The sequence below is a fragment of the Microcoleus sp. T2B6 genome (genome assembly GCF_036700475.1).
Classification (GTDB): Bacteria; Cyanobacteriota; Cyanobacteriia; order Cyanobacteriales; family Microcoleaceae; genus Microcoleus.
The window spans coordinates 84,078-106,429 of the sequence record NZ_JAUBOZ010000001.1; the positions used below are offsets into that span (position 1 = coordinate 84,078).

The 22,352-nt window shown below is 46.3% G+C and carries 21 protein-coding genes; 19 read left to right on the forward strand and 2 right to left on the reverse strand.

Translation table 11 applies throughout. The features are described 5' to 3' along the window. Positions 1-57 precede the first annotated feature (57 nt). The 6 genes from gshB to QUA00_RS00400 all read left to right on the forward strand — a co-directional run bounded on the left by gshB (position 58) and on the right by QUA00_RS00400 (position 10,337). Positions 58-1,044: a glutathione synthase gene (gene gshB, locus QUA00_RS00375; RefSeq protein ID WP_333408336.1), complete on the forward strand. Its 987-nt coding sequence runs from the start codon at positions 58-60 to the stop codon at positions 1,042-1,044. A 276-nt stretch (positions 1,045-1,320) separates the two neighbouring features. Then, complete coding sequence (locus tag QUA00_RS00380; RefSeq protein ID WP_333408337.1) at positions 1,321-2,460, forward strand: Gfo/Idh/MocA family oxidoreductase; 1,140 nt, start codon at positions 1,321-1,323, stop codon at positions 2,458-2,460. A 475-nt stretch (positions 2,461-2,935) separates the two neighbouring features. Continuing rightward, a complete protein-coding gene (locus QUA00_RS00385) occupies positions 2,936-4,750 on the forward strand; it encodes a CHAT domain-containing protein (protein ID WP_333408338.1) in 1,815 nt (604 codons plus the stop codon). 167 nt (positions 4,751-4,917) lie between these two features. Next, positions 4,918-5,499, forward strand: a complete 582-nt coding sequence (locus tag QUA00_RS00390; protein WP_333408339.1) for a hypothetical protein — start codon at positions 4,918-4,920, stop codon at positions 5,497-5,499. Between the two features lie 389 nt (positions 5,500-5,888). Then, complete coding sequence (iscB, locus tag QUA00_RS00395; RefSeq protein ID WP_333141260.1) at positions 5,889-7,193, forward strand: RNA-guided endonuclease IscB; 1,305 nt, start codon at positions 5,889-5,891, stop codon at positions 7,191-7,193. Positions 7,194-7,832: 639 nt separating this feature from the next. Beyond that, positions 7,833-10,337: a glycosyltransferase family 2 protein gene (locus QUA00_RS00400; RefSeq protein WP_333408340.1), complete on the forward strand. Its 2,505-nt coding sequence runs from the start codon at positions 7,833-7,835 to the stop codon at positions 10,335-10,337. 124 nt (positions 10,338-10,461) lie between these two features. On the opposite strand, the gene QUA00_RS00405 is transcribed toward QUA00_RS00400, so the two are convergent. Continuing rightward, on the reverse strand, positions 10,462-11,889 hold the full coding sequence (locus QUA00_RS00405; RefSeq protein ID WP_333408341.1) for an ABC transporter substrate-binding protein: 1,428 nt from the start codon (positions 11,887-11,889) through the stop codon (positions 10,462-10,464). Between the two features lie 1,149 nt (positions 11,890-13,038). Here QUA00_RS00405 and QUA00_RS00410 point away from each other — a divergent pair. From QUA00_RS00410 to QUA00_RS00460, 11 genes are all read left to right on the forward strand, one after another. Continuing rightward, on the forward strand, positions 13,039-13,950 hold the full coding sequence (locus tag QUA00_RS00410; RefSeq protein ID WP_333408342.1) for a heme A synthase: 912 nt from the start codon (positions 13,039-13,041) through the stop codon (positions 13,948-13,950). A gap of 298 nt (positions 13,951-14,248) precedes the next feature. Further along, positions 14,249-15,226 (forward strand): heme o synthase, encoded by a 978-nt coding sequence (locus tag QUA00_RS00415; protein ID WP_333408343.1) that lies wholly within the window; start codon positions 14,249-14,251, stop codon positions 15,224-15,226. A gap of 79 nt (positions 15,227-15,305) precedes the next feature. Beyond that, entirely contained in the window at positions 15,306-15,539 is a 234-nt protein-coding gene (locus QUA00_RS00420) for a hypothetical protein (protein ID WP_333141274.1), read from the forward strand. Between the two features lie 64 nt (positions 15,540-15,603). After that, entirely contained in the window at positions 15,604-15,939 is a 336-nt protein-coding gene (locus tag QUA00_RS00425) for a DUF6883 domain-containing protein (RefSeq protein ID WP_172186779.1), read from the forward strand. 10 nt (positions 15,940-15,949) lie between these two features. Beyond that, positions 15,950-16,189 (forward strand): DUF4926 domain-containing protein, encoded by a 240-nt coding sequence (locus QUA00_RS00430; protein ID WP_333141278.1) that lies wholly within the window; start codon positions 15,950-15,952, stop codon positions 16,187-16,189. Positions 16,190-16,312: 123 nt separating this feature from the next. Further along, a complete protein-coding gene (locus tag QUA00_RS00435) occupies positions 16,313-16,549 on the forward strand; it encodes a DUF433 domain-containing protein (RefSeq protein ID WP_333141280.1) in 237 nt (78 codons plus the stop codon). A 185-nt stretch (positions 16,550-16,734) separates the two neighbouring features. Further along, the gene (locus QUA00_RS00440; protein ID WP_333281832.1) at positions 16,735-17,481 is read left to right on the forward strand and encodes a uracil-DNA glycosylase family protein; all 747 of its coding nucleotides are present in this window, start codon (positions 16,735-16,737) and stop codon (positions 17,479-17,481) included. A 180-nt stretch (positions 17,482-17,661) separates the two neighbouring features. After that, positions 17,662-17,889 carry a hypothetical protein gene (locus tag QUA00_RS00445; RefSeq protein WP_333408344.1) on the forward strand — a complete coding sequence of 76 codons (228 nt, stop codon included), beginning with the start codon at positions 17,662-17,664 and terminating at the stop codon, positions 17,887-17,889. A gap of 52 nt (positions 17,890-17,941) precedes the next feature. Continuing rightward, positions 17,942-18,358: a hypothetical protein gene (locus QUA00_RS00450; RefSeq protein WP_333408345.1), complete on the forward strand. Its 417-nt coding sequence runs from the start codon at positions 17,942-17,944 to the stop codon at positions 18,356-18,358. Between the two features lie 14 nt (positions 18,359-18,372). Next, a complete protein-coding gene (locus QUA00_RS00455; RefSeq protein ID WP_333408346.1) occupies positions 18,373-18,702 on the forward strand; it encodes a DUF433 domain-containing protein in 330 nt (109 codons plus the stop codon). Further along, a complete protein-coding gene (locus tag QUA00_RS00460) occupies positions 18,699-19,049 on the forward strand; it encodes a DUF5615 family PIN-like protein (RefSeq protein WP_333408347.1) in 351 nt (116 codons plus the stop codon). Before QUA00_RS00455 ends, QUA00_RS00460 begins: the two co-directional genes overlap by 4 nt. A gap of 203 nt (positions 19,050-19,252) precedes the next feature. Here QUA00_RS00460 and QUA00_RS00465 read toward each other — a convergent pair whose 3' ends face one another. Continuing rightward, on the reverse strand, positions 19,253-19,933 hold the full coding sequence (locus QUA00_RS00465) for a DUF2834 domain-containing protein (protein WP_333408348.1): 681 nt from the start codon (positions 19,931-19,933) through the stop codon (positions 19,253-19,255). 251 nt (positions 19,934-20,184) lie between these two features. Between QUA00_RS00465 and QUA00_RS00470 the strand changes: the two genes are divergently transcribed. Both QUA00_RS00470 and QUA00_RS00475 read left to right on the forward strand, forming a co-directional pair. Beyond that, positions 20,185-21,348, forward strand: a complete 1,164-nt coding sequence (locus tag QUA00_RS00470; RefSeq protein ID WP_333309251.1) for a baeRF3 domain-containing protein — start codon at positions 20,185-20,187, stop codon at positions 21,346-21,348. Between the two features lie 18 nt (positions 21,349-21,366). Further along, a complete protein-coding gene (locus QUA00_RS00475) occupies positions 21,367-22,059 on the forward strand; it encodes an SRPBCC family protein (protein ID WP_333408349.1) in 693 nt (230 codons plus the stop codon). Positions 22,060-22,352: the final 293 nt, after the last annotated feature.

Here is a 22,352-nt window from a genome sequence, read left to right on the forward strand (position 1 = left end):
GTCGAATTTTCCGTTAGCCCAAATTTTCCTGCGACCAATTCTTAATTTTAAGTGACAATGAAATTTGCATTCATCATCGATCCCCTCGCGCGACTAATTCCAGGACACGATACCAGCGTAGCGCTGATGGAGGCAGCTCAAGAGTTGGGTCACGAAGTGTGGGCGACTCAAGCCAACGAACTAAGCGTCATCGGCGGCAAAACCTGGGCAATGCTCAGTCGGGTAGCCCTCACCCCAGTAAAAGTGGTAGAGGGACGCTGGGAGGCGGCTGAGGCTTGGTACCAGGTAGAACATCCTACTTTGCAGCCTCTGGAAGCAATGGACGCAGTATTTATGCGGACAGACCCCCCAGTCAACATTCCTTACCTCTACGCTACTTACCTTCTAGATGGCATCGATCCGGCTAAAACTTTGGTAGTTAACAGTCCCAAAGGATTGCGGGCGGCGAATGAAAAGATGTATGCTTTGCAATTTGAGGGAGCGATACCCGAAACAATTGTTTCTCAAAACAAGCAGGTAATTCGGCAATTTGTTGAGAAAAAAGGAGCGGCAGTTCTTAAACCCTTGGGCGGCAAAGCTGGCGAGGGGATTTTGTTTTTGGAAGCCGACGATCGCAATCTCAACTCCCTGGTCGAAATTAGCACTCAACAAGGTCAAATTCCAGTGATGGTTCAGACTTATCTGCCGGAAGCAAAAGAGGGAGACAAGCGAATTATACTGTTGGATGGCAAGCCCATCGGTGCTATCAACCGTATTCCCACCGGCAATGAATTTCGAGGCAACATGGCCGTCGGCGGCCGAGTCGCAAAAACCGAAATTACCGATCGCGAACTGCAAATTTGCGCTCAGTTAGAACCCGTGCTGCAACGGGACGGACTGTACTTTGTCGGCATTGATATCATTGGCGGTTATCTCACAGAAGTTAATGTCACCAGCCCTACAGGGATCAGAGAAATTGACTTGTTTGAGGGGGTTAGTTTGGGCAAACAAGTAATTGAATGGGTGGAGAAGGAAGAAGGAAGAAGGAAGAAGGAAGAAGGATGAGGGAAGAAGGAAAGCACGACACAGATTAGGACACGGATACACGGATTAATTATCGAGCGTCAGGCGGATGTTGAAGTCATTAGTTATTTGTTATAGCCTTTCTCATTAACATGAGGTGCTCTCGCGGGCATAGGGCATAGGGCATAGGGCATAGGCATAGGACTCGCCCCCATACCTCACTTTTTTGAGAACCGCTATAGTTGCTACTAATGCCCAATGCCCAATGCCCGATGCCCAATGCCCAATGCCCCATTCCCTATTCCCCAATATTAAATTATGTCAAAAATTGGCGTTGCAGTAGTCGGTACCGGTTTCGGTCAAAAAGTACACCTTCCCGGATTCCAGGCCCATCACCGGACAGAGGTTGTGGCTGTTTACCACCGGAATTTAGACAAAGCAAAGGATCTCGCCTCTACCCACAATATCCCCTACGCTTGCGACTCGATCGCCGATATAGTAGCCATCCCAGAAGTGGCGGGCGTCAGCATTTCCACACCGCCGTTTTTGCATTTTGAAATGGCAAAAACCGTCTTGGAAGCAGGCAAGCATTTATTATTAGAAAAACCCACAGCCCTGACAGCAAATGAAGCCAGGGAACTTTACCGATTGGCAAACAACGAATCTCAAACCGAGCTTAAAAATGGTGGTTCGAGAGCAATTGCCACAATGGACTTTGAGTTTCGCTTCATCCCCGCATGGCAAATGCTAGCAGAATTATTGGCAGCAGAATATGTGGGAGAAAAGCGTTTAATTAAGATTGATTGGCTGGTGTCGAGCCGCGCTGATGCCAGTCGCCCCTGGAATTGGTACGCGCAGAAAGAGCGAGGCGGCGGAGTTCTGGGCGCGACAGGTTCTCACGTTTTTGATTATATTAGCTGGCTGTTCGGCCCGCCCCAAAGGCTTTCTGGGCAATTAATTACAGGAATTTCGCGGCGGCCAGATCCGAATGATTCGGGAAATTTAAAATTAGTTGATGCAGATGATTCTTGCACGTTGATGTTGGAATTAGCCGGGGGAACGCCTTGTCAAGTTTGTTTGAGTTCTGTTACTTATCAAGGGCGGGGACACTGGGTGGAAATATACGGGAGTAAGGGTACGTTGGTGTTAGGAAGCGACAACCAGCAAGATTACGTCCACGGATTTCGCTTGTGGGGTTCCCAAGGTGGAGAACCTTTAGCTGAAATCAAAATTCCTCAAAGATTGGAGTTTCCTCAAGTTTATCCAGACGGGAGAATTGCACCGTTTATTCGAGTAGTAGATAGGTGGGTTGAAGCAATAGATGCCGGTAAATCCTTGATACCCTCCCTCAGAGAAGGGGTTTACTCGCAGTTGTTGATGGATTTGACCCAGGAGTCGAATGCTACGGGAACTTGGGTAGATTTACCGAGTATAGATAAATTTTTGGGCACTAAGTAAAAGTAAAAACTGCCAAAGCAATCTCACGCACTCGATCGCACCCCAAACCCGATAAACTACAAATAGAGAAACTCAATCCCACCCTATATCCAGAGTCGGTAGTTGTCAGTAACTCAGGGCTAAAGCCACTGAGCTTGTAAGAGCGATCGAGCAAGCTGTACTGACCAGCCTAAGCCTTAACTGGCTACGTTATTTAGGTCACGACACCCTGGGATGCGAAGCTAGTCCCTTGCTCTGTCGCTAGTAGTTAAACAGCCTTAAAGTCACTGAGGCAGTGCTGCCAGCCTAACAAGCCTCTATAACATTGGCGAAGCTAACATTACCCCGCAAGGGAGATCGAGGCAACCATACCTCACCAGAGGGGCAACCATACCCCTCTACCCCGCAAGGGGATTCAAAGCGATTGAAATCGCCGGGTCGTTTTCCTCTCAGGACTAAAGTCTCTGAGCTTCCCACTTACCGAGCTTTTTTGTGAATGGCGCGCCCTGAAAGTCCTTGCCTCAGTATAGCGATCGCTCGCCTGAGAACCTCTGGGGCAAACCATTTTGCCACTTGGGTTCTACAAGCTCCCTATCCCAGCGGGTACGTTCACCACGATTGTATGTGGCCCGATACCCTATCCCAATCATGGAAAGCTTGGCAGGAAATGTTTTCGCCCTCCGGGACAATTCACGAATTGCCCCTAAATCCTGATGGCAGTTTCGTCTCGCCAGAAAACAACCAGAATATACTGGCAGAAACTGAACAACGAACACCGACGCCCTCTGTGCCGCTCCACCTCGGTCAACAGGGGTGGGGCGACAAGGGGGATCAGCATCCGCCTCGGCCACCGGCAAGCTACAGCAGTCGCCTGATGCAGCATTTGGGGATTAATCTTTGGCAGTGGCTGTTTGAAGGGCCGATTCAGGGTAGTCTCCAGGAAAGTAAAGGTATTGCGATCGGGCAAAATCTACCCCTGCGAGTGCGCGTAGACTTGCGCGAACCGTATTTAATTGCTTTGCCTTGGGAAATTATGCAGCCTCAAGCCGGTCAACCGGCAATTTCTTTGTCGCAGCAACTGCTTTTCAGTCGCACTACCAGCAATGTTGAACCTTTGCCACCCCTGCATCCTGCAGAGTCGCTCAACATTTTGCTAGTTTTGGGACAAGCAGAACCCGGCCGCGGTGCTAATTCTCAATTTTCCAGCAGCAATAACCGTCATTTGCAGTTGGAAGCAGAAGCACTCGCCCTAGCTGGGGTTCTCGAAAGCGCTTTTCAAACCGACGACAGCGGCAAATATTCTGACATCAGCGTTCCGACTCGTGTCGATACTCTAATCGAACCTACTCCGGCGGAACTCATTTCTCGGCTGGAAACGCAAGGTTACAACATTCTGTTCTACGCCGGCCACGGGATACCTGGCCCCGACGGCGGTTTGCTGTTTTTGGGGCCGGAAACGGTGATTAATGGCACTGAACTGGCTCAGGTTTTAGTTCGGTGCCGCGTGACGCTGGCGGTGTTTAATGCCTGCTGGGGAGCTCAGCCGGCGGTAGAGAGGCTGCACTCAACTAACGGCCAGCAACAGGCGATCGCCCGCAGCAGTTTGGCTGAGGTACTGATCCATCACGGGGTGCCTGCGGTGTTGGGGATGCGGGACTCGATCGCCGATCGCGAGGCCCTGAGTTTTATCCAAAGTTTTGCCCAAGCTTTGGCCGGGCGGATGTCGATCGATCGGGCAGTCGCCGTCGCCAGACAGCAGTTACTGACGCTCTACAAGTTCAATCAACCGGCTTGGACGCTGCCTGTGCTGTATATGCACCCTGAGTTTGACGGTCAGCTAACTGAGCCGGTAGATGACCTCAAAACTGAATTGCCTTTAAATTCTTCTACTTGGCTGGGACGGTTGCCGTCTTGTGCTTATTTGCGGGGGCGCGATCGACCAAATGCCAAATCCACCGAATCGAGCAATCAGGTTTGGCCGATTCGCGCGGGTATGGTTCGAGTCGGACGCTGGGAAGAAAACGACGTAGTGATTCGAGAACAGTGGGTTTCTCAAAAACACGCCGAGATTTTCTGCCGAAACACTATCGGAGATAGCCGGGAAGAACCTAGCTACTTCCTGCGCGATTTTTCTCGCTACGGGACTCTAGTTTTGGGATCTGAGGGATGGCAGAGAGTTCACCACCAAGAATTGCTGCTACGCAGCGGGACTCAGCTAAAATTTGGCAGTTCTCAAGGTCAGATTTTTGAGTTCACTATTGAGGTTCCTAAAACTTCGGGGTACAGTGAGACGGATTGCGGAACGAATTAAGGTGCGGGTGTAGCTAATGAAGACAAGCGGCTACTGGCACAGCAAAGTTCTGGGCGTTGAGTGTCCAGTCTCAATTTAAAAGAGTTACTCACCACTGATAGCTCGCAACGAGCTCTTGGCACAGTCCCCCCTTCTGTCTTTTCCTTCTCCCACTTAGGTATTACATCATGGCTACCCAATCTGCTGATTCTGAATATTTTCGCGATTCTCAAACTCAGGCCCAGATGGAACTTCTCGCCACAATTGTTCAGACTGATGTTGCTTACCCCTGGAATCCTGCACAGCTTGAATCCGAATCTTATTTAACTGCCCTAGAGCAGGAATTTGCGCTATCTGATTCATTCAGCGACAGCGATATTGCCCTGAAGTCCCAAGTTTTATTCTCGCAATTAGAACAAGTTTGGCTGACGACTGCTCTGCAAAAGTCTTTGCGCGAGAAATTTGCTCGCGTGCCTCAAGATTTTCTGGCCAGCATCGCTCAAAGCGTGCAAAACGCAACTGTTAAGTATCAATCTTTAGCTGACCAAATGGTAGAGTGCGTCTTAGAGATTTTGCCTCAGTGGGCTGAGGAAGATTTGCAGGTGTTGGCACGTCCTTTGGCTTATGCGATGCGAGATGTTGATTCGGAGGGGGGGGAATTGGTCATGGCAACTAAAAGACCTTGGGCCCAATTGTCGGAAATAGAACAAGCCAGAGTTAGTTTGGCTGTCGCCCGCTATGCAATCTCGCAATTAGAAATTGCTGATTAGTTTTTTGATGGCTTTGTTTTTGTGCTGCGAGCGCGGTAATTTTTTTAAATTAATATAAAATTTATCTACCTTTAGTTAGATGTCAAATTCATCTAATTGCTAAATCCTAGGGATTGCTATAGTTTGATATAGCAATCCTATTTGATTTGTAGAGTAGCACCAATCCGTAGTATTTCGGCGTAATCCGAGGTATTGCAGCTACTCCAGACCACTCAAAGCGAGTAATCGTTATCTCTAAGCGTTTAAGTTCACACCTTGGGATTCGCTAGTTCCAAGCTCTGTAAGTAGATTGTTAAACATCCGAGATTGGTTAGAGGAAGTGCAATCTGCATAGTACCGAGAAGATAACAGGGTTGAAGCAAACTTTACTTTTAGGAAACAACGCCAAAATGTTGAAACCCAATTTCGTTTTTGTAATTGATGCTAAAAAGAAACCGCTTACACCGTGTAAGCCTTCTATGGCGAGACGTTTATTATCGATGGGTAGAGCATCTGTTTTTAGAAAATATCCGTTCAGCATCATTCTCAAAAAAGAGGTTGCAGATATTCCTAAACCCGTCACAATTAAACTAGACCCCGGTTCTAAAACCACAGGGATTGCTCTTGTTCAAAACGACAAAGTAATCTTTGGTGCTGAGTTGACTCATCGCGGTCAAGCCATCAAAGCATCTTTAGAATCCCGTCGTTCTCTACGTCGGGGGAGGCGTTCTCGTCACACTCGCTATCGGCAAGCACGGTTTCTCAATCGCACCCGCCCTTCAGGTTGGTTGCCTCCAAGTTTGCAGCATCGCGTAGAAACTACTTTGACATGGGTGAATAAATTAATCAAATTTGCACCCATCAGTGAGATCGTTCAGGAGCTTGTCAGATTTGATTTACAACAACTTGAAAACCCAGAAATCTCAGGCATTCAGTATCAGCAAGGCATTTTATGTGGGTACGAAATCCGCGAGTATTTATTGAATAAATGGAACAGGAAATGCGCTTACTGCGACGTGACTGACACACCATTGCAAGTCGAACACATCCAGCCCAAAGCAAAAGGTGGCACAAATCGGATCTCCAATCTGTGCCTGGCTTGCGAGAAATGCAATCTCAAAAAAGGGACTCAGGATATTAGCGTTTTCTTAGCCAAAAAGCCAGATGTTCTGCGATCGGTTCTAGCTCAAGCAAAGCGCCCCTTAAAAGACGCGGCTGCGGTCAACTCAACCCGATGGGCATTGTTCAACCGACTCAAAGAAACGGGTATTCCTGTCTCGGAGGGTTCGGGTGGTCTGACCAAGTACAACCGCACTCGACTTAGCCTGCCTAAAACTCACTGGTTAGATGCGGCTTGTGTGGGTCAGATTGATTCCTTGGAGATGCTCGCCTTACAGCCCTTGCTGATTAAATCAACAGGACAAGGGAATCGACAGTCCACTAGAAACGATAAATACGGTTTTCCTTGTGCCAAGCCTAGACAGTCTTTTACTCATTGTAGGACTGGTGATATTGTTGCCATTCAGCTTCTAGAAGACCGCAAGCGATTCCAATCAGGACTTTACGTTGGACGGGTCAAGACTCCAACAGATAAAGGTGTTGAGATCAAGATCGGTAATTTTCGACTAAGTACAAAAGATCTGAGCAACGTCAAATTCTTGCACAAACAAGATGGCTATCAATATGCGTCAATCAACTCCGCTTTACTCCAATAAAGGCGTTTCTAGTAATTAGACAAGATATAGCCTTTCTCTGTAACATGAGGTGCACGCTTGATAAGCGGGCATAGGCCTCCGTGGGCATAGGCCTCCGTGGGCATACCTCACCAAGATTGAGAACTGGTGTAATTTTTTTTGAACTATAGCAAGCGCGCCCGACGTTTATGACTGAGATGTGGCAGAATTTTTAGTAAGATTTTTATGGGCGGCGTCGCAGAAACGGCCCCCAAGAAATATTTTTTATTATGGAACAGGCCGGAAAGCCTGTTACGGACATTGCTGAAATCCTTGCCGAATATTGCTTCTGACCGAAAGCATCCAGGATACAAGCCCCCCAATTTATCCGGGGGGTCAATGCTTCAATTCTTTAATCTAAAATCTAAAATCTAAAATCGATTGACTTCTCTCCTCGGTAACTAAAGCCTTCTTCCTTCTTCCTTCTGCTATATTTGGCCAGGTTTGGACTCGCTTAGCAGTTTGGCAACAGCAAGCAAGATGAATTATCATACAAGGGTCAGAATGTTAAAAAATGTAAAAATAGTAATTGGGGAGTGTCGGAATTTTCAACTGAAGTAAAAAGTGGACAGCAGGAAACCCTTACTGTGGCATGCACGATCGGGACTTTAAAATTATTTTATGACAACTTCAAGATTTGATTTTCAAGACTTGAAACGCCGCTTTGGGCGGATTTCGCGGGTGCCGGCGGCAACGCTAGTCGTGTTGGGTGCGGTTGCTTTCGCAGGTGCGATCGCCGGGGCCTGGTTTGCCGGTGAAGGTACAGTCAGCGGTATTTTTGCCACAATCAACATTTGGCAGCAAAACCCGCCTGTGTGGCTGCAAGTGCCTGCTACGAGCAAGATGTATTTGTTAGTGCCGACTTTTATGCTGGTTTCGGCCGCTTTAGCTGCAATTAAAATTTCGCCTCAACCGCAGAAATGGTCGCGCGCTGTGGTAGTTGCAATAATTCTAGCTTTAACCATTCGCTACGTTTTATGGCGATCGCTCGCTACTCTAAATTTAACCGATCCCCTCAACGGTATCTTTAGTTTAGGGCTGTTTTTCCTAGAAATGCTACTGGTTTTCAACACCAGTATTCAAATGTATTTAATGCTGAGAATGAAAGACCGGCGTCGAGAAGCAGATCGCATGGCAGTTGCAGTTGAAGCTGGAAACTTCACCCCGCCCGTAGATATTTTTATCCCAACTTACAACGAACCGGCTTTTATTTTACGGCGCAGTGTAATCGGCTGTCAAGCTTTAGATTATCCCCACAAAAAAATATATTTGCTCGACGATACCAAGCGCCCTGAAATCAAGTTGCTGGCAAAAGAACTGGGATGCGAGTATATAACCAGACCCGATAATATTCACGCCAAAGCTGGAAACATTAATCATGCCACACCCCTAACTAATGGAGAACTAATTGTAGTTTTCGATGCAGATTTTATTCCCACTAAAAACTTTTTAACTCGAACAGTTGGATTTTTTCAAAATCCCGAAATCGCCCTCGTTCAAACACCGCAAAGCTTTTACAACCACGACCCCATCTCCCGTAATTTAGGTTTAGAAAATGTGATAGCGCCGGAAGAAGAAATTTTTTACAGGCAAATTGAAATTATCAAAGACAGCGCCGACAGCGTGGTTTGTTGCGGAACATCTTTTGTAGTTAGGCGGAGTGCTTTAGAAACAGCGGGAGGCTTGGTCACAGATTCAATCTGCGAAGATTATTTTACCGGAATTCGGCTGTCAGCAACTGGATATCGCTTAGTTTATTTAGATGAAAAATTGAGTGCGGGTTTGGCGGCTGAAAATATAGAGGCTCATCTAAATCAAAGGCTACGCTGGGCGCGAGGCACGCTTCAGGCATTTTTTATTGATTCCAATCCTTTAACAATTCGCGGTCTTACATTCGTACAGAGGCTATCTCATTTGGAAGGATTGCTGCACTGGTTTACCAGTTTAACCAAGGTTTTATATCTGTTGATACCTTTAGCTTATTCATTTCTCGGCATAATTCCTTTGCGGGCAAGTGCGCCGGAATTGCTGTACTTTTTCCTGCCTTACTATTTGGTGCAACTTACTGTGTTTTCTTGGCTGAACCGCAGATCGGGATCGGCTTTACTTTCCGATATTTATTCGTTCGTCCAGTGTATTCCTTTAGCGGTGACGGTGGTGAGTTCCATGCTGAATCCCTTTGGGAAAGGGTTTCAGGTGACGCCAAAAGGAATTGCGAGCGATCGCTTTCGTTTTAACTGGAATTTGGGATGGCCTTTGATTGTCTTGTTCGCAGCTACAGCAGTCAGTTTCTGGCACAATTTAAACATTAATTTAGTGAAAAATGTTGGCACCGTACAGTCAATATCAGAAAGTACACATTTGTTGTCAAAAGGAATGAGTTTGGGATTGGTTTGGAGCGCGTACAACCTGCTGATGATCGGGATTGCCTTACTAATTTTGGTGGATATTCCTAAGCCGGACATTTACGAATGGTTCAATTTACGCAGGGTGGTACAATTAAATATTGGCGGTAAAAGTTTTTGGGGTATAACTACTGTAATTTCGGAAAGTGGCGCTGAAGTTGCTCTGACGCAGTGGCCAAGTTTTGCGGTGAAAGGTAATGGTAGTAAAGAGAGTTTGACCCCAGCAGAGATTTTGCCAAAATATGCCGTTCCGACCAGTTTATGGCCGGGTAAAATAAAAGCGCTCTCTCGCAGTGCGGCAGTCAAAGCAAGGAGATCCGTAGCGCCCTCTGTTGTTGAGTTGGGCACTGAGCGTCCTTTGGCCCAAGGTTTGATTGATTGCGATTCGGCGACTATGAAAATTATGGAAGAAAACTGTTTTATTCCTGTGGCTAAGATTGAGTTGGTGAGCGATAAATCTCAGTTGGAGTCAAGTTTTCGGGATGGAAAAGACGGCAGTTTTGCGGAATTTCCCACTGTGCGAATTGCGTTCGATCGCCTGAACATTAGCCAGCACCGCTGTTTGATCGAAATGCTGTACTGTCGGCCCGGCCAGTGGCAGCGGCAGGAAACTCCCGGAGAATGGCGATCGCTGTGGCTGTTGTTGAGAATTGCTTTGAAACCGAGGGCTGTTTTTGAGAGGAATAGGGCAGTTAGGCCGATCGGAGTTTCGCAACTTTAGATCGAGTTTCCCTCCCGGCCGGGTTTCACCAAACCTTTATCGCGCCAACAAACAATCCCATCAAGCTGCCCCCGCCAAGGAAAAATGGTAGATTTTACATAGACAAATGACCAGAACTTGTTTTTTAATTAATCGGCACAAACTCGTAACCGTAACTGGTGCGATTTCCGGGTTTAACAGTTACTAACTGAACAGCGCGATTGCGATCGCCCGAAGGTAAAAACCGAATCGGGCCCGATGCTCCTTTTGCCGAAAAATCTGACGCCGATAAAGCTTGTTGAATGCCTGTACGAGTAGGATTGCGCCCTAAACCAACAATTAACGCGATCGCCGCATCGTAGGCTAAAGCTGTGCGCCAACTTACTTCAGCATTCCAAAGTTGTTTGGATGTTTGGGGAAAGTTGGACTGCGGATCGGCGAGAATGTGCCAAGGAACAGCCAGCACCATATCTGTTGCTGCTGCGCCACCGATTTGCAGTGTTTTAGCAGTATAAGCACCGTCTCCTGCTAGTAATGGCAGCCGTTTGGCGTTTACTTGCACTACTTGCAAAGCTTGGTCGATCGTGGCTGAATTGGATGCTAACATAATCACTTCTGCTCCTTGGGCGATCGCACTTTTAACGCTATCGGCAGCATTAAAATTGCCCTTAGCAAAGTCAAATTCACCTACTATTTGTCCTCCATCTCCGTAAATAGCCGTCGTGAATTCATCTTTTAAAGATTTGCTGTAACTGCTGGCAGAATTGAAAAATACAGCAGCTTTTTGCTTTTGCAATTTTCCCAGCATATAGCGGGAAAGAGCATTAGCCGCAAACCGATCGCTCGGCACTGTCCGAAATATATTGTTGCCAACTCCTGAAAGCTGCACCGACGTACTTGTCGGAGAAATTGCTACTAATTGTTTTTGCTGGTAAATCTTGCTGGCTGCTAAGGTTGTATCTGAACCAAAATGCCCGATTACTCCTAAAATTTCCGAGTTATTTGCTAAAGCAGTGGCAATTTGGGCAGCAATTGCTGGGTTGTTGTCATCGTTAGCAATTAGCACTTTTAAGGGAGTACCGCTAATGCCGCCGCTTTGGTTGATTTCATTTTGAGCTTGAGCTACCCCCCGCAGAATTTCTAGAGCAGCATTGATATCGCCGCCAATGGGAACTGCGGTGGCAATTGTGTAGGATTTTCGATCGCCGATGCGGGCGTTGTTGAGGTAAATTAGTGCTTCTGGATCGTTGCGATTGCTGTTGAGCGAAGCTTGTAAGTCGGAAATAGCTGCGTTATAGTTGCCAGATGCGATCGCCTGTACTCCTGCTTGTTTGGTTGTTGTTGCTTGCTCTGGAATTAACAGTTTTTGTCCGGCACTCAGACGCTGCCCAATTGCCTGGTCTGACTGCTCGGCATTTCCCGTCGGAGACTTGGGAATTGTCTGATTTGGGAGTGATGAACCTCCGAACTTGATGCCGCCTCGGCTTGTCAGCCACCAAATACCTGCACCGGCTAGCCCGATCGTAATTAGGAGCGATAAGATGAGAACAGCAGTTTCATTTTTTTGTGACATAATTTTACATTTTTATATTTTTGAAATAACGAAGTCATTAGTCAGTAGTCAGTAGCCAGTAGTCAGTAGTCAGTAGTCAGTAGTCAGTAGTCAGTAGTCAGTAGTCAGTAGTCAGTAGTCAGTAGTCAGTAGTCATTAGTCATTAGTCATTAGTCAGTAGTCAGTAGTCATTAGTTATTAGTCATTAGTTATTAGTTAAGCTGTCACGCATTTAAATTGCATATTCAGGGCGGGCTCTTAGGCCCACCCCACAATAATTAGATTGTTTTTTGACATTCTATTTAAATGCACAACAGCTTATTAGGCTCGATTCAAAAACATTGACCAAGGATAAAAAGTGATTTTAACTGGGCGAGCCAGAATTGATGTAGGGTGCGTCAGATAGAGGGATGGGATCTATCAATTGACGATCTCGGAGCAGAGGCATCATGCAAGCCTAAAATCCAGTAGTCACTACTTCCTTATTATATGCGATCGCCCGGACATGATATAATTCAGTAACATTGGCATAGTAAAAATAGCGATCGCACTCTTTAGTCTGAATGCTTTCAAGGTGGTTCCACCAGAAAAGTGCAGGAATTTTTATAAGTTACCGCTTCAAAGATTAGTGAACCCTACCCTGCAAGAGCGCCACTTCCTCCATTCCAAATTTAGTTAAGCAGGCAAGAAATGATAACTGGTGGATTAGATAAAACGCTGAGTGTTGGAACTGAATTATACAATCTAAGGTGAGTAAACCTGAGAACTACCTTGAATAACACCTAGGGGGTAACTCTTCAGTCCTGTATTTAGTTACAAATTTTTACGTTAAAGTTGGGTATATATCATAAACCTTTCAAAAAAAGCTTTTCTTAATTATATCTTTATTTTTCTCCGCGAGTGGGAGTGGGAGGGAGGCTGTAACAGCAAAGGGTTGGGTAAAATAATTAAAGTTTGTTGAAATTTATAAAAATAGCTGCAATACTTTGTAATGTAAAGAGGAAAGTTGAAAAATATCTAAAGACAAACTAATTGGATTGCGATGTCGCTAAGGTAGTATATATGACGGTTTGTCACAGAAAAAGAGTGTTAAGCTCCGCTAAGCTCAGCAAAAGTAAAAGCTCGCTATTTCATTAAGTTCGATCGATAACAAAGGCTAAGGTAAAGTTCATGGCAAACTCAGTTTTAAATCAGCCAAACGCAGCAGGAGTGCAGTGGCAGCCAAAAGATATGATCCGCGGTCTAGTGTGGAAAATTGCGATCGCAACCTGGCTGTTAATGGCAGTAGGCAGCGCCACGCGAGTGATGAATGCGGGGCTCGCTTGCCCCGACTGGCCGCTGTGCTACGGTCAATTAATACCCGCAGCGCAAATGAATTTGCAGGTATTTCTGGAGTGGTTTCACCGATTGGACGCAGCAGCGATCGGCTTAAGCGCGATCGCACTTTTAGGACTATCTTTGTTTTACCGCAGCCGCCTGCCAAAATGGCTGCCAATTGCGAGCGCCGGAGCACTATTTTTAATCGTTTTTCAAGGCGTATTGGGCGGCTTGACAGTAACACAACTGCTCAGATTTGACATCGTTACCGCTCACTTGGGAACAGCTTTACTGTTTTTTGGCGCCCTGCTAGTCATCGGTTTCATGCTGACTCCCTACGAAGCTACAGGAAATGTCGGCAAATTAGCTTGGGTAAGTTCGATCGCAGCATTGTTAGTTTACCTGCAAAGTTTGCTAGGAGCATTAGTAGGCTCTAGATGGGCACTGCACCAATGTTTGGACTCCTCAGAATTGTGCTCGGTAATGAACAGCCACATCGCCGGTATCGTACCAGCTACAGCAGCGACTTTAGCAGTAGCAGTCATGGCTTGGCGGCAGCCTGCACTGAGTCCAAATTTGCGAAAACTGGCTAATTGGGCGAGTGTTTGCCTAATTGCTCAATTAGTTCTGGGATTAGCAACTTTCCGGCTGCACCTTCAGGTAGAACCGCTGACAGTCGCCCACCAAGCAGTCGGTGCTGCTTTGCTGGGAACCCTGATAGCTTTTAGTGTTTTAGCTTGGCGCGATCGAGTTTTATCAGCTTGAGAGTAATATCATGTCCGGTAGCATCGTTATTATATAGTGCAAGGTCTTGTAGGGGCGGGTTCACCATGATTCTCGATCTAAAAGCCAACAGTTTCATAAACCCGCCCCGCCCATACAAGCACGAATCAACCGGACACTCTCTAAAAGGCAGATTTATCTATTTCTTGAGTAAGAGGGGCCGGATTTATCCCTCGGTGGGGGCGGGTTTATTAATCCTTGTAGCTACAGTAAATATTTCTCGTAAAACCCGCCCCTACAAACCAATGACTGACAACTAACAACTAACAACTAATAACCGATGCAAGAAGTTCTTACCAACGACAGGCCCCGCCTCCACGAAAACTTTTCGCAAGTCGTGAAAAGTTACTATCAATTAACAAAACCCAGAATTATTTTACTGCTGCTAATCACCACATCAGCAGGAATGTGGATGGCAGCCAAAGGAGAAGTAGACCCGCTATTGCTGGTGTCAACTATTACCGGAGGCGCTTTAGCTTCTGCGTCGGCGAATACGATTAATTGTGTCTACGACAGCGACATCGATTATATTATGGAGCGCACCCGGTGGCGGCCGATTCCTTCGGGGCGTGTCAAGAAGCGGGATGCTTTGATATTTGCGATCGCCCTAGCTACAATATCCTTTACATTGCTGACAGTTGTTGCCAACTTATTAGCGGCATTGCTAGCGATGTCAGGCATCCTTTTCTATGTCCTAATTTACACCCACTGGCTGAAGCGCCACAGCGTGCAAAACATCGTTATTGGCGGTGCAGCAGGGGCGATTCCGCCGCTAGTTGGGTGGGCTGCGGTTACGGGAGATTTGAGTTGGGGTGCGTGGCTGCTGTTTGGGATTATATTCCTGTGGACACCGCCGCATTTTTGGGCATTAGCAATGATGATTCGCGATGAATACAAGGAAGTAGGCGTCCCGATGTTACCTGTAATTGAGGGCGACGAAGAGACAGCCCGCCAAATTTGGATTTACACGCTATTGATGATTCCTGCAACTTTCCTGCTAGTTTATCCCCTGCATTTAGCGGGCGCGGTGTATGCGGGAACAGCTATTTTCCTGGGTGCTATTTTTGCCCAAAAAGCTTGGTTGCTGTTGCAGACTCCAGAGGATAAGATTGTTGCGCGATCGCTCTTCAAATACTCTATTCTGTACCTGATGCTCTTGTGCGCCGGAATAGTGGTTGACAGTTTGCCTGTGACTCATAATTTGACTACTGCTCTTGTACAAAATGTGCAAACTTTGATTAGTGCAGTTGTGATGTAGTCTGCTTTTAGAGCCCTGACTTCTTGAAGAAGTCGGGGCTCTGGATATATTATAAAATTTAAAGTGGAGGAAAGTTCTGATGGCTGAGAATACTGTGAAAGTAGACATCTCATTTCAATCACTGCTGGAAGCTATTTCGTCACTGGGAATTGCTGAAAGATACAAGATATGGGAATTTTTGGAAGCTGAATTATTCCCGAATGAGGACGATTCTCCAGAAGACATTGCCGAAATTGAAGCTGCCCGTGCTGACTACAAAGCTGGAGATTACACAACTTTCGATCGATATATGGCACAACGGGCAAATTGCTGAGGCAAGTTAATGCGGTTTCTGGCAAATGAAAACTTTCCACCAAGTGACTTGACCATTTCGACCGATGAAATTACCCAACGGAGAGAAGGCACTGCTGGGCGACAAGCTTGAGCGATACTCACTGAATATGCAGCATCCCAAAGGAAAAGATAAAGCCATCCTGTTTAGAAATCGATTGGGAATTACACTAGAAAACAAAGCTATTTTAGAAGTCGCTTTATTAGAATGTGCGGTCAATCAGGAGGCAGAAATTTATAAAACCGACAACTATGGAACCCAGTATGATATCAAATTTTTCATGACCACGGAAACGGGAAGCTCTTGGGTGCTGTCATGTTGGATGATTCGCACCGATGAAGACTTTCCCCGGCTAACTAATACCTATCCTGTCAATAAGTGAGGATACTGTGATGACGTTACACGAGTATGATGTTGTTGCCTTGACTGAAGAAATTCACGCAATCCATAAAGCAACCTATCAGCCAATTTTGCTCCGACCTGGACAAGTTGGCACTATTCTGATGAGCTTTGAGGATCGTGCTTATCTAGTAGATTTTGCGGATGCTCAAGGTAATACCTATGCAATGGAAACCATTCCCTCAGAGAAACTCATGGAACTCGTTTATGAGCCACTTCCTGCCTACGCCTAACCTACGAATAATACTTTACAGAGTATTGAGTTGGAAGTGGCGATCGCAGAATTATATCGCGGTGTGAGTTTGGGGCGATAAATGAAGTAAGCTAGAGACAAAGGTTTTAAATAATTTTAACCAATGCCAGCATCCGTTGCTTATCTGTTTGACAGAATTACAGTGAACCCAAGACAATGTGGCGATCGTCCCTGCATCCGGGGAATGCGGATTCGAGTCATCGATATCCTAGAGTTGCTGGCTGCGGGTGAGCAAATTTTTAAGTTTATCGAAGAATTTCCAGACTTGGAAATTGACTATATTAAAGCTACGCTTCTGTATGCAGTCCGCAAGCTCGATCGTCCTGTTTTAGCCGCATGACAATTTGGTTGAATTTTCATCGAACGGCAGCAATTGCTATGTGAATTAGTGCCACTTTTGGTGAAATACATCAGCGATCTGCGGTATTTTTCTCTTCTATTGGGTATTGTACCGCAACTGCGATACAATTATAAGTTCGACTGCTAGATTTTCGTAAACTCGTAATCAGTTGATATATTTCGGGAATGTCTGAAAAAACTCTGCTAAGTGAAATTGTTCATTGTCCCCATGCACGAGAGTGTCAAGAAGATATTTCTGTTGAAAATCCATGTCGTAAAATTGTTGACTCTCAAAATGCAATTGGGTTAGAAAAATTTCAAGTGCCTGAACCTTGGAGTGGACAGATAGAGCAAGCACCCATTCTCTTCCTGAGTTCAAATCCATCAATTGGCTCTGATGAAGATTACCCAACTTGGGATTGGTCATGTAGCGAAGTACACGATTATTTCAATTACCGTTTTGGAGGAGGACGTAAGCACTGGATCGTTGATGGTACAAAATCCTTGCTAAAAGACGGGAAATATAGTCGCTCTACTCGATTTTGGGCAGCGGTTAGACAACGTGCGATTGAGCTACTTCAACGGAACGTTAGTCCAGGCATTGATTATGCGCTTACCGAGATAGTGCATTGTAAGTCTCGTGCCGAAACTGGTGTAGAAGAATCACAGGAGCAATGTGTGGAAGCCTACTTGTTGAGAGTTTTAGAACTAGCAAGAGCAAAAGTGATAGTGGTACTGGGCGCACGCGCAAAGCAAGTGATTCAAAGCCAATTCAATATCTCTACAGCAAATTCAATATCCGAGTTCGTTGAGATAGGGAATCGTGAAAGATTTTTTGCTTTTCTCCCCCATCCAAATGCTCGGACCCACCGTTCTTTTGCTAAGTGTTTACAGGGTGATGAACTTGAAAAGTTACGCGCTTTTTTGCGGTAGCATCCAAATACGGCAAGAGATGCGCGCACTCGAACAACGCCAATGCACCCGACCGTCGAAATCCTGTCGGTGGCAGTCTGAGGTAATTTGCGGCGGGTGATTGGCAACGTTAGACCGCTAAATCTGAGTTGGGTAGTGGCTTGAATGTATCTATCAAATTCCAACCCAAAGGTGAATGTCATGCAAGCTAAACTTCAAGAACAACTTTCTCCTGATGCCGAAGTTATTTTGGGACGCTTGCCAGAACGAATTCCAGAGACGCCGATCGCGCGTGCTGCGAAAATTGAAGATCCGATCGCCATTTCGATCGCCAATTTTCAAGGGCACAGAAGCATTAGGTTTTGTAGATTGCAAACCAGGACGCGGGCAGTAAAATCGAGAAGTCCCAGGCGATCAAGTTCGAGATAAGGTGAAAGCCCGATCGCTAAAATGATGAATAGATGTTGCTGCCAAGATAACCATGACCACCATCACCCTCAACCTCTCTCCCGAACTCGAACACCAGATCCGCACTGAAGCATCTCGACAGGGCGTTGAACCCGATCGCTACATCCTCAACGCCCTGCAAGAACGCCTCCAGCCTAGACTTCCAACCACCCAACCTACTGAAGCCGACTTGCTGCAACAAATTAACATCGGCTTTAGTGCACAAACCTGGGAAGAATACCATGCCCTCATCGCCAAGCGTCATGCCGAAACCCTGACTCCCGAAGAACACAAGCAACTGATCCAAATGAGCTCGCGCCTTGAACAACTCAATGTTGCCCGCATTCAAGCCTTAATTCAACTCGCAACCTTCCGCAACCAACCTCTGACAGATCTGATGCAAACCCTGGGCTGCCTGCGGGTTCTTCCGTCTATGATAATAAGTAGTTAGAATCAAAAAAATGTATGCCAGTTGTAGCAGTTAAAACTTACATAGAGTATCGGAATGATGCCTATTGGGTTGAAGGAACTCGGATTTCTCTTGACTCGATCGCCTATGCTTTCCAACAAGGATTATCGCCCGAAACTATTGTTCAGTCTTTCCCACTACTGACACTGGAACAGGTTTATGGTGCGATCGCCTTTTATCTAGGCAACCGCGCTGAAATCGACGCTTACTTAGCCGCCGAAGAAGCTGCATTTGATGCCATGCCTCAACCTCTACAAACCAGCGATCCAGCTTTGTACAACAAACTGATTGCAGCTAAAGCAGCAACACAGCAGGTGCAATCGTGAATGTGCGCTATCAAGCTGATGCTGACTTAAATCAGGCGATCGTCACAGGATTACTGCGACGAGAATCTACAATCGACTTTCAAACTGCTTTTGCTGCTGGGTTAGAAGGCGTTAAAGATTTAGAAGTGCTGGCAATTGCAGCACAGCAAAGACGTGTTCTTGTCAGCCACGCTCGCAAAACAATGCCATCGGAATTTGCTGAGTTCATTACTACTAATCAGAGTGCTGGAGTCATTATTGTTTCCCGAAAAATACCGATGGAAGTTGTCATCGAAGAACTACTCTTGATTTGGGCAGCATCTAGTGCAGAGGAATGGGTCGATCGTATTGCTAAGCTACCCCTTTGATGCACACTAAAATGGATATTGAAAGCGTTAAGCTAGAAACAGACAACAGAGAGCCAACCTACGCAAAAGGTTAATATCAATGGTTGAGATCGCCCAAAAAACCCTTTCCTTCGAGGAATTTCTCAACTGGGATGACGACTCCGGCAGGTCATTTGAGCTAGTCAATAAAGTACATCTTGAACACTACCAAATTTTTCAATGTTTCAACTTCTGGCTGTCAGTGGGAAAGTGGCGATTTCTGTTGCAGATTCTGGCAGAGGGGGGCGCAGACAAAGATAAACTAGCGGCCCTAACAGCGGAACTAGAGAGACTGCCCAAAAAATGCGATCGTCCGCAAGTCCGCGGCGTGCCATGTCGTCTCCCAAAAGTGAGGGAAATATTACAGCCATCAAGCAACAATCCCAAGTTATTAAATGCACAAAAGGAATTGACTGCCACTGCTTGACAAAATCTCCCCAATCTCCATTTAACCAAGCCCAAGCTAACAGCCAGATAGTAGTTAGTAAAAGTACAATCCCTGTCCAGCGGGAGTCTGATATTTTGATCAACATATCTTTGCGGCCGGAAAATTCTTGCTGGGGCTGGCGGAGGAGTAAGTAGGGAATTAAGCCGATGATACCGGCGCCGTTGGAAGCGATGAAAGCAGGCCCAGCGGATATATTTTGGGTTTTCTCATCAATGAATAGGAGGCAAGCGTAGACCATCGGCCACACTCCCATGAGAGCGAATATGGTGACAAGGTAGGGGTTAATTCCTTCTAGCTGGAATTTGAGCATTTTTTCAATAACTGTTAGCGTTCCGGGCTGATCGAGAGGAGCTAGCAGCAAGGTGTAGGCAATAAATGTTGCCCACAGCAACCCCAGAAAAAGTTTTGTTTTCATCATATATAACGAGTAGTGGAAGCCGACTAAAGTAAATTATGGTAAAGTAGCCGCCGAGTTAGCGCCGTCTATCTTAGGTAATAAGCAGTTCGATTGGAACAGCGGCGGGAAACCCCGTTTTAGTTGGGGGATGAAATGCTCTACAGCAGCCGATCCTTACTTTAGGCAGACGCAGGAGCCGCGTCAGGAGAGATACATTTTAAAGAATCGGTTGTTTTTATTACAAAACCCCCCTTAGAAAAGGAGTTTCAGCGGTGAACTTAATATCTGTAGAGGAACTCAAAGCACTGGTACAACAATCTCCTGGATTGTGCGTCTCAATTTATATGCCAGTCGCTCAAGGAACAGAAATTCAACAAAATCCGATTCGGTTCAAAAATTTAATCAGAGAGGCTGAAGACAAAATTGTAGAGTACGGATTTGACAAAAAAGAAGCGGCCCAATTGCTAGAGCCAGTCCGAGCAGAAATTGACCGGGAAAACTTTTGGGAAAATCAAAGCAACCTGCTGGCGATTTTTGTCGGTTCGGGATTTTTCCGCTACTATACCTGTCCGGTGAATTTTGAGGAATTAGTGGTTGTGAGCGACAATTTTCACGTCAAACCGCTGATGCCTATGCTGACAGGAGATAATTTATTTTATGTTTTAGCTCTCAGTCAGAAGGAAGTGAGGCTGATTGAGTGTACGCCTTACAGTGCTAGGGAAGTTGAAGTTGAAAACTTGCCGAAAAGCCTTGAGGATGCTCTGCAATATGACCCGACTGCTAAAGATGGTCAGTTTCGGATTGCTACTTCAAAAGGAGGCACTAATAATTCTTTTCAGCAGCCGGGAAGTTTTCACGGTCAAGGAAGTCCAGATCGAGATGAACCGCAGCAGGAAATTTTGCAGTATTTCCACATAATTGATGGGGCGCTGCACAAATATTTGCACAATAAAAAAGCTCCTTTAGTGTTAGCTGGAGTTGAGTATTTGCTCCCGCTTTACCGAGAAGCAAATACGTACCCGCATTTATTTGAAGAAGGAATTACAGGCAATCAGAAACTTCTCAAGCCGGAAGAGTTGCGGGCCGAAGCTTTGCCGCTGGTAGAACCTTTGTTTTTGCAGGCTCAGTCAGAGGCGATCGCACAATACCACGATCTGACAGGAAGCGATAAAATTTCTGCTGATTTGAAAGAAGCTGTTTCGGCTGCTTATTTTGGACGAGTCGATCGACTATTTGTTGCTCTTGGCGTTCAACAGTGGGGTACTTTTAATCCCGATACGAACGCGGTGCAAATCCACCCAGATGCAGAATTGGGCGACGAAGATTTGTTGAATGCGGCAGCAATTCAAACTATTCTCAATGGCGGAACTGTTTACGCGGTGCCACCGGAAAAAGTGCCGGACGAGGCGCCTTTAGCTGCTATTTTCCGCTATTAATTTACCAGGTTTAAACCAATGGAATCGAGTTCAATGACAAATTCCGACAAACAAAACCAAAGTAGCAGCGGCGATACCGAACGCTGGGCATCTTTAATTGGTGGCGGGGCGCTGGTGCTTTTTGGTTTGTCGCAGCGTTCTTTGAGAGGTGCTTTGCTGGCGGTTGCGGGCGGCGGTTTAGCGGCTCGCGGGCTGGGGGTTGTGGAGGGTTTGCAGTCGGCCGCTGATCCGAATCAAAGCATTAAAGTTGAAAAGACGGTGACGATCGACAAACCGGCTGATGAATTGTACCGTTTGTGGCGCAATTTTGAAAATTTACCTCGGTTTATGAAGCATCTCAAACACGTTACGGTAATAGATGAAAAACGTTCTCACTGGATTGCCAGCGCGCCGATGGGCAATAGTGTGGAATGGGATGCAGAGATTGTCCGCGAAGAAGAAAATCGCTTAATTGCTTGGGCGTCTGTTGAAGGATCTGATGTTGACAATTCTGGCTTTGTGCGCTTTCAACCGGCATCTGCAGGACGCGGTACTGAGGTAAAAGTTGTCATCGAATACAACCCTCCGGGCGGTGCAATTGGTGCTGGTGCTGCTAAACTATTTGGCGAAGCTCCCGAACAGCAAATTGCCAATGATTTACGTCGCTTTAAGCAGTTGATGGAAGCTGGGGAAATAGCGACTACGGAAGGTCAACCTTCGGGCCGGAAGTAAGTATAGCACTTTTGGTGGTAAGCCCTTGTAGGGACAGGGCGAGTGTAGGGACTTAGGCCAAGCCCATAGGTGTTCAACTTAAGCTTTTTGTCCACCAGTCCTCCCGCCCACCCGTTAGTCCGCCAGGGAATGAATTCCCTGTCTCATAGCTAAAGTCCTCTCAAAGAGGACTGAAAAACTCATTAGTCGTCTTCAGACGACTTTAGCTTTGAGGCAGCCAGGGAATGAATTCCCTGTCTCATAGCTAAAGTCCTCTCAAAGAGGACTGAAAAACTCATTAGTCGTCTTCAGAC